The 8,706-nt window shown below is 59.7% G+C and carries 5 protein-coding genes; 3 read left to right on the plus strand and 2 right to left on the minus strand.

Annotation, left to right across the window (positions count from 1 at the left end; all coding sequences use genetic code 11):
- Positions 1–109: 109 nt before the first annotated feature.
- The 3 genes from PLJ71_10720 (at position 110) to PLJ71_10730 (ending at position 4,991) form a co-directional block, all read left to right on the plus strand.
- Positions 110–889: an SAM-dependent chlorinase/fluorinase gene (locus tag PLJ71_10720; GenBank protein HQM49151.1), complete on the plus strand. Its 780-nt coding sequence runs from the start codon at positions 110–112 to the stop codon at positions 887–889.
- Complete coding sequence (gene aroA, locus PLJ71_10725; protein ID HQM49152.1) at positions 886–2,145, plus strand: 3-phosphoshikimate 1-carboxyvinyltransferase; 1,260 nt, start codon at positions 886–888, stop codon at positions 2,143–2,145. Before PLJ71_10720 ends, aroA begins: the two co-directional genes overlap by 4 nt.
- A gap of 161 nt (positions 2,146–2,306) precedes the next feature.
- Entirely contained in the window at positions 2,307–4,991 is a 2,685-nt protein-coding gene (locus tag PLJ71_10730; GenBank protein HQM49153.1) for an alpha-galactosidase, read from the plus strand.
- Between the two features lie 9 nt (positions 4,992–5,000).
- On the opposite strand, the gene PLJ71_10735 is transcribed toward PLJ71_10730, so the two are convergent.
- Together PLJ71_10735 and PLJ71_10740 are read right to left on the minus strand one after the other, a co-directional pair.
- Positions 5,001–6,185: a M20 family metallopeptidase gene (locus PLJ71_10735; protein HQM49154.1), complete on the minus strand. Its 1,185-nt coding sequence runs from the start codon at positions 6,183–6,185 to the stop codon at positions 5,001–5,003.
- 64 nt (positions 6,186–6,249) lie between these two features.
- On the minus strand, positions 6,250–8,706 hold a 2,457-nt coding region (locus PLJ71_10740; GenBank protein ID HQM49155.1), incomplete at its 5' end, for a hypothetical protein.

The raw sequence follows: 8,706 nt of genomic DNA on the forward strand, positions 1-8,706 counted from the left end.
ACACCGTGCTTTACCGTCGGAAACCGTCCTGCTATGATTCGCCCACGACGATACGTTGAAACAGGCCCCAAAACAACACCCTGATCCTGCTGGGCGTTCGCATCCGGATATGAGTCCGCTTATCACATTGACGACCGATTTCGGCGAACGGGATTTCTATGTTGCCGCGATGAAAGGCGTCATCTTGTCCCGATGCCCTCAGGCGTCCGTCGTCGATCTTGGTCACGCTTTGCCCCCGCGGGATCTGGTTGCGGCTGCCTTGTTTCTGGAGGGCGCCGCGCCGCACTTTCCGGACGGCACGATACACGTGGCAGTTGTTGACCCCGGCGTGGGCACATCGCGCCATCCGGTGGCGGTCCGTGCCGGTAACCAGTGTTTCGTCTGCCCGGACAACGGTCTCCTGACCCTTGTCTTGAAGCATTTGCCCCTGCATGAGGCGCGCGTCATCACCAGCCCGGCGTGCCTGGCGGCGTCAATAAGCCCGACCTTCCACGGGCGCGACGTATTCGCTCCGGCAGCGGCATACCTGGCCGCCGGCAATCCCTTTTGCGAGATTGGCCCCGTTCAGAAAACCCTTCACAAACTCAACATCCCCGAACCGGCATGGGTTTCAGAAACCAGGCTCGACGGCGCGGTAATTCATGTAGACGCGTTTGGGAACCTGGTGACCAACATCACGGACGCGTGGCTCGAAGGGAAGAAGATTCGCAGACTCCGAGTGGGATTGCTCACGCTGAAGGGAATCGCCTCCACCTTTGCTGACGTTCCTGAAGGCGAGCCGTTGGCTTACTCTGGCAGTAGCGGCCGCCTGGAAATCGCTGTCAACCAGGGCCATGCGGCTAATCAATACGGCGTGGCCAGAAACAGCACCGTCGAATTAGAGGCATGAGCATGCAGGTTCAGGAGATACGACCGCGCAGAAACCTGAATGCCGTGGTTTCTGTGCCGGGCTCGAAAAGCTGCACGGCGCGAGCGCTGCTCATGGCGGCGCTCACGCGCGGAGTCTCAACACTTACCGGCACAGCGCAGGGAGACGATGCGGGTTACATGAGCGAGGGCATTCGCGCTCTCGGGGCCGAATTAACACGAGAAAAAGACACTGTCACCGTTAAAGTGCGCCGCCTGACCCCTCCCGACACGCCTCTATATCTTGGAAACTCGGGAACGGCGATGCGTTTTCTCACAGCGGCGTGCGCCAGCATCCCCGGAAAGACCGTGCTGGACGGCAGTCCCCGAATGCGTGAACGGCCGATTGAGGACCTCGCCAACGCCCTGCGCGAATGGGGACTCGATGCACAGACCCGTAACGGCTGTCCTCCTGTCAGCATCGTTTCGACTGGTCAATATGGAGGAACAACACATATCAGCGGGTCTGCGAGCAGTCAGTATCTCAGCGGGCTGCTCATGGCAGCGGTTCTGGCCAATCGCGACGCGATCATTCTGGTCGAAGGGGAACTGGTCTCGAAACCGTATGTCGAGTTGACCATTGCCATGATGGCCGAACGGGGTATCAAGACCCAAGACGAAGGCTACTCGGCTTTTCGCGTCCCATGCGGACAGCGGTATGTTCCGGGTACGTACGCGATCGAGGCTGATGCCTCCGGGGCCTCCTACTTCTTCGCGGCGGCCGCCATAGCCGGAGGCCGGGTACGCGTGCGGAATCTGGCAAGAGCGTCGAGACAGGGAGATGCACAATTCCCGTGGGTACTCGAACGTATGGGATGCAAGGTGACCGCGGGACTGGATTGGTTCGAAGTCGCAGGTGCGGACCGTCTCCAAGGCCTGGAAATCGATCTCAACGCCATGCCTGATATGGCCCAGACTCTGGCAGTGACGGCACTGTTTGCGGAAGGCCCAACCACGATCCGGAACGTCGCGAACCTCCGCATCAAGGAATGCGATCGCATCGAGGCCCTGACCCGCGAGTTGCGAAAGCTCGGCGCGACTGTGACGGAATTTGGCGATGGCCTCCGAATCGTCCCGGGCGAACTTCGCGGCGCTGAGATCGATACCTATGACGACCACCGCATGGCCATGAGCTTTGCGCTCGCGGGCCTCCGCGTCCCCGGCGTCGTCATTAAGGACCCGGGATGCGTATCCAAGACTTTCCCGGATTTCTTCGACCGTTTCGAAACTCTGGCGTGAGCACAGGCCACTCCCCGGACCGGCCCCGGTATATCTTGTGCAGACAAGAACCCGTGGATGGCGCGGTACCATGGCCACAGTTCAATCGCTTATACTTGGCGCGGGTAGTATGATTGGGGGCTTCTCATTAGCCCCGTCGGGGCTTTCTGGAAAGGGTGCATATGAAAACACGTTACCTGAAGTCAGGGTTGATTGTGCTCATTGCGGGCTGCGGCGCACTCGTGTCAACGGCAGGAACTGCCGAAACGGCACTGACGGGGATCACGTTGTTCGCATGCGACGCGAACGGAACGGTGAACCCAGCGCTCCGGTTCAACAGCGGGCCTGTGGACGCCGCATGGGACCTCTTCGTGGCGCGCGCTGGGGATGGCCCCGCCCCAAGCCCCGTATGGCTCAACAAGGAAGACAACCGAATCAGCATTCCTCTCGCCCCGGGAACGCATTCTTTTGTACTCTATTTCGACTCGCCCGGCCTGGACCGCTTCATGGGGCTCAATTTGTTTTTCGATGGCGTCGAAGCCACAGCCGCAATATCGGGGTATGTTGACACCCAGGCGCCGGATTCCTCTTCGCTCAAGGCAAACACCGCAGGAAAGACGCACGGACTCCCCATCACCGATATCCCGGGGGCCGGAGCTTTGTCATTCGCCAGCGGCACAAAGGGGCTCTGGACGGCCGGCATCTCCGGCGAGCCGAGACTCACGGTCGCTCTGACGGAATTCGCCGTGACGCCCGGCGCGGAAGGCGGCCCGGATCTCGTCGGTCAGACTGCGGCGTCTCCAAGTGGGGCGCCCGATTTTGTTGCCCGGTTCACCCTTGCTGTAACTGAGGAGCCAAGAAAACCTATGGACCTCATCCAATGGCTGCGAACAGAGGCGGGCATGAGCAGCTTCCTTGCGGACTCCGCGTCCAGCGAGGCAATTTCGGCTGAAACAGCCCAGGCCATACCGATGCCTTTTGGTTTTCTGTATGGGGAACGGCCTTCGGCCGGCCTCTTGCCAACGTGGCAAATCTCCCGCGGCAGCGCAAAGCTGGATGATTCGCGCACATCCTGCACCGTCAGCTACAAAGATGGGAGGACAGGACTGGAAGTGCGTTGGGAAGGCATTCAATACTCCGATTTCCCGGCGGTCGAGTGGGTGATGTATTTCAAGAACAACGGTGCACAAGACACGCCTGTCCTTTCCGACATTCAGACCATCAACACCGCTTTCAGCCACGAAACGGCTTCCCCGTACCGCCTGCATCATTTCAAAGGCGGTGTGGCGGAAGCGGATGCGTACCGCCCCTACACGACCGACTTGGCGCCCTCGACCACGACCTCCCTGGGCGGCGCCGGGGGACGCCCCTCCAACAAAGACATGCCGTTCTTCAATCTCGAGTGCGGCGCGGAAGGAATCTTCGCTGCCGTGGCATGGTCCGGGCAATGGGCCGCGCGCCTCGTGCGGGACGACAAGAACGGCCTGGCCTTCATCGCCGGCCAGGAGACAACGCATTTCGTGCTGCACCCCGGCGAGGAAGTGCGCACACCCGGCATCGTCCTATTGTTCTGGAAGGAAGGGGACTGGATAGACGCCCAGAACCTCTGGCGGCGCTGGATGATGGCCCACGGAATGACCAGGCCCGGCGGCAAACTGCCCGAGCCGATGCTTCTGGCTTCGAGCTCGCGGGCGTATGAGGAGATGCAGGGCGCCAATGAACAAAACCAGATCATGTTCATCGACCGTTATCTTGAGGAGAATCTGGGGCTCAATTACTGGTGGATGGACGCGGGCTGGTACCCGTGCGACGGCGCCTGGTACAAGGTGGGCACGTGGGAAGTCGATACAACGCGTTTCCCGAACGGGTTCAAACCCATCAGCGATCATGCCCACGCCAACGGCCTGAAAATCCTGGTGTGGTTCGAGCCGGAACGCGTAACGGCCGGGCGGTGGATAACGCTTAACCATCCCGAATGGGTCCTGGGCGGAGCCAACGGAGGTCTCCTGAATCTCGGCGAACCCGAGGTACGCCAGTGGCTCACAGACCACATTGACAAGCTGCTGACCGATAACGGGATCGATCTGTACCGCCAGGATTTCAACATGGACCCGCTTCCCTACTGGCAGGCAAATGACCCGGAAGACAGGAAAGGGATTTCCGAGATCCGTCACGTCACGGGATATCTCGCATATTGGGACGAACTGCTTCGGCGCCATCCGGGCATGCTCATCGACACCTGCGCGTCCGGCGGAAGGCGCAACGATCTCGAGACACTCCGGCGGGCCGTCCCCCTGTGGCGCAGCGACTATGCATTCGAGCCCATCGGCCACCAAGGGATGACGTATGGCCTCTCGTTCATCATTCCCTTCCACGGAACCGGCACTGTCGCGCATGTTGACGCCCCGTATTACGGCTCCGGCAAAACGCCCGTGCAACCGTATGCCTTCTGGAGCAACGCCTGCCCGAGCATCGGGTGTGGCTTTGACCTGCGCATCAAGGACCTTGATTACGACGCATTGCGCAGACTCTTCCGGCAATGGCGGAGTATTGCGCCCTATTATTATGGGGATTTTTACCCGCTCACCGAATATTCCGTGGAACCCGGCGCCTGGATGGGCTGGCAGTTCAATGCGCCCGAATCCGGCGGCGGCTTTGTCCAAGCCTTCCGGCGCCAGAAAAGCGATGTACTGGGCATGCAGATGCGTCTGCGTGGACTTGAAACCGAAAGCGCCTACACCGTCGAGTTCTTCGCCAAAGGGAAGACTGAAGAATACACGGGCGCCCAGCTTATGCTCGAAGGGTTAAGGCTCTACATCGACGAAATGCCCGGGTACGAAGTCGCCCGCTACCAAAAAAAGCCGTGAGCCCTGCGCTCAACGTTTGTCTGAAAGAAACCGCAGGGCCAGCTCTGCCATCACGGCGATGCCGGCAGGAACCGCTTTGTCGTTGAAGTCGTAGTAGGCACTGTGCAGGGGCGGGTACGGTTGATTGGGCTCGTTCGCAACGCCGAGAAAGAAGAACGCACCCGGTACCTTCTCGAGATAGCAGGCAAAATCCTCGGCCACCATCTGCGGTTCAGTAAGAACAACGACGTTTCCGTTTCCAAGCGTTGTGAGCGCGCTGTCGAGCAGCAACCGCGTCATGGCCTCGTCGTTGATCAAGGCGGGGTAAGGCTTTTCCCCAAACGCTACCGATGCCGACGCGCGAAATGCCTGGGCCGTGTTGCAGGCGATCCGCTCGATAGACTCCCGCAACAGGGCATCCGTCTCACCGTCAAAACTGCGAATGGTGCCTTCGAGCAAGGCGGTATCGGGGATGATGTTGGTCGTGGTGCCCGCGTCGATGTGCGCGATCGTGACGACGGCGGGTTTTCGAGGATCGATTTCCCTGCTGACGATGGTCTGCAGTGATGTCGTAATGTGCGCCGCGACAAGCACCGGGTCAATTGCGGAAGCGGGGTCGGCGCCATGGCAACCCTTCCCCTGAACGTGGATCCGGAAGAAGTCGGCGCTTGCCATCATAGGACCGCTTTTTATGGCGACCTTTCCGGCCTCGAGCTGCGGCCAGCCGTGCAAGCCGAATATGGCATCGACGCCATCGAGCGCGCCGTCGGCGATCATGTGGCGAGCGCCGCCCCCCTGCTCCTCGCCGGGCTGGAACAAGAGCCGCACGCTTCCATGAAGCGAGCCGCGGAATTCCAGAAGCACGCGTGCCGCGCCGAGCACGGTTGCCATATGGCCGTCATGGCCGCAGGCATGCATGCGGTTCGGTATCCGCGACGCATACGGCAGGCTGGTCGCCTCATCGATCTCGAGGCCATCGATGTCGGTGCGGAGAGCGATGGTCTTGCCGGGCTTCCCATCGATCGACGCGACGATTCCAGTACCGCGTGCCAGACCGCAGGTATGCGGGATTCCCCATTCCTTCAATACGCTCGAGAGGCGTTCCGAGGTCCATGTTTCCTTGAAACGGGTTTCCGGATGTTGGTGGAACTCGTGTCGAAGCGCGACGATTTCCGCCAGGTTGGATTCGATGATCCTGTTAAGTGCGGCGCCCATGCCCTTCTGCCCAGGCCTTTCCTGCCGGTTCCGGCAACATCTCATGCGGAGCGCGTTACCCCAGCTAGAATTTGAGTTTCGTGCCCGGGAACGCAGACAGACTGATGGCCACGTTGAAGTCCCAACCTTCCGTGCGGTCGCGCACCGCGACCGACCAGTCAAAGCACTTGAAGCGTTTCCGCACTTCGTATTCCTGCTGATACAGGTCTCCCCGCTCGAGATCGTAACGGTGCTCGAACGCAAACGCCCATTTCTCGCCCAGTTTGTACCGGGCTCCATAGAGTATCTCGCGGTTGAACACATTATCTTGGGTTTCGGTGTATGCGAATCCGAGCCGTGCCCCGAACCTCCCTCCCTGGAGCAAATCGTCGTAATAGAGGTAAGACAAGATACGGTCGTAATCGCCGTACACGGCGTTGTACTGATACGACAACTCGGGATCAAACGGTTTTCCCATCATGTCTTCCCAGAACTCCAGCGCAAGACGTTGAAACAGATAGGGCTCATCGAGATCCATGTCGTTCTCGATACTGTGATTCTCCGCTACCGTGAGAATGCCCCACCACGGGCGCGGACGAAGGTCCAGTTCGACCTCGTAGTCTGTCGAACCCCGGATTTCATTCCAGAAGTCGTTGCCGTGATACAGGGTCAACCGGGCAGCTTGCCAGACATCGCCCGTAAGCGCGTCGCGCGCAAAGAGAATGTTGCCAATCTTGCTTTCGATGCGGCTTCGCCCATAAACATTGTCATAGGCATCGAAGCGGGGCGTCTCATCGACGTCCATCGTCGGTTCCGGCCGGTAGGAGTACGTCACTGAGGGCACGATTACATGCTTGAACCCCGAAAATCCCAGGCCCCCCGGATAGGCGCGATGAAAACGGGATTGCGCCGTCACACCCACCGTGTTGGAGAAGCGCGCATCGGAATTCCCGTCGTCAACCGTTCTCGAGTACCAAGAAAGGTCCGCCTCGTAAAACGGCACTATGGTCAGGGCTTCCGCGAAATCCAGGTCCACGCTCGCACGGGCGACATTCGCGAGGCGCCAGGAACGCATATCGGATGGCTCTCGCTCATTCAGTCCGTCGATTGTATCGAAGCTGATGTATAGCCGCTCGGCGAGCCGCCGTTCCAAAAGGTGGTAAGTCGCTTCGGGCAGGCGCTCGGTTTCGACCACGAAATCGCTCACGTTGTAGCGGAACGTGCCTGTAGCCAAATAGGTGGGTTGCGTGTACGTCACGTTCGCGAAACTACGCGGTTCGGTGCGATTGCGATACTCGTTGTAGTAGAAATCTTTGATAATATCTTCGTCTTCCCAGTATTCGGTCTGCAGCAGCATGACCGTATCTTCAGAGAGTTCGTGACGGTGGTAGGCCTCGAGGTATCCCCTTCCCTCAGTGGTCGCCAGCGAGCGAAAATCGCCCTTTCCTCTGAAGAAAGGCGAGCTCGGTTTCATCATGTAGTCGTACGCGCCCTCGATGCCAAACCCCACCCCTTCTTCTTCGGTCGGGAAAAAGCGAAACCCGAGTTCGGCGTCTTTGCTCAGTGCAAAACGCTGGCCGTAGTTAAGATAATAGCCGAGTTCGGCAGCCCGCCCGCTGTCAAAGTCGATGTCAATGAGCTTATCCATGCCCGGGCGAAACGTCCATTTCGGCCAGTATAAGGGGGTCATGAATTTACCAATCTGGAGGCGTCCTTTCCGGCCAACCACAACGTTGTTCTCAAGAATCTCCATTTCCTTCAGGCGCAGGCGGAACACAGGGGGATCGCCCGGGCAGGTGGTCACCCAGGCGTCCCGGGCGTAGGCGCGCCCCGGCCCCGCCATCTCCAGTTCATCAATGCCAAAATAGAGGACATCGAGCCGCCCTCGGACGTCCGTCGCCGAACCGGTCTTCTTGGCAAAATCGTACTCGGCGTGTTTAGCGCGCAATTCGCGGAAAGGCTCAATCAATTCGATGTTGTCGGCCTCCCCATATCCCAGGGTATACAGGCGGCGGGCCCGTTCCTGCTCGGTAAGGCCCTGGGCATCTATCAAGGGGATAATGTCCTCATCGGACTCCGAAGGATAGCGGTAATAGAGCCGGTCCGCATCGAGCGATGACAACTTCTGCTGAATATGGCCCTGTTCAATAACGATTTCCCGGGATTCCCGGTCCGCTTCAAGCGTTTGGGCACGGAATGACGATTCCGCCCAATCCCACGACACATTCCCCTGGAAAGTCAGCCGCTGCGGCTTGCCATCCTTCCCACTCGCCCCCTTGAAGCGGTCCGCTTTGACCCCGCGAAACTCGAGGGGCTGGTTCCAATTCTGCTGCTCGAACGCGCCTTTGAGGCTGGCAAAGTCCCATCCCCGCGCAAAGGCCCCGCCCAAGCTGCCCGGCCAGCCGCCGGACATGGGCGCCTCCTCGGGCGCCTCGCGGGTGAACTCAGGCGCGCCCGTCCGGAATGCCTCGAACGTATATGGCCGCAGGGCATAGGGGTTTTTCGCAGGCTGTTCCGCCTCTTCGGCGCCATCCGTCTTCTT

The organism is Candidatus Hydrogenedentota bacterium, assembly GCA_035416745.1.
Lineage (GTDB): Bacteria > Hydrogenedentota > Hydrogenedentia > Hydrogenedentales > SLHB01 > UBA2224.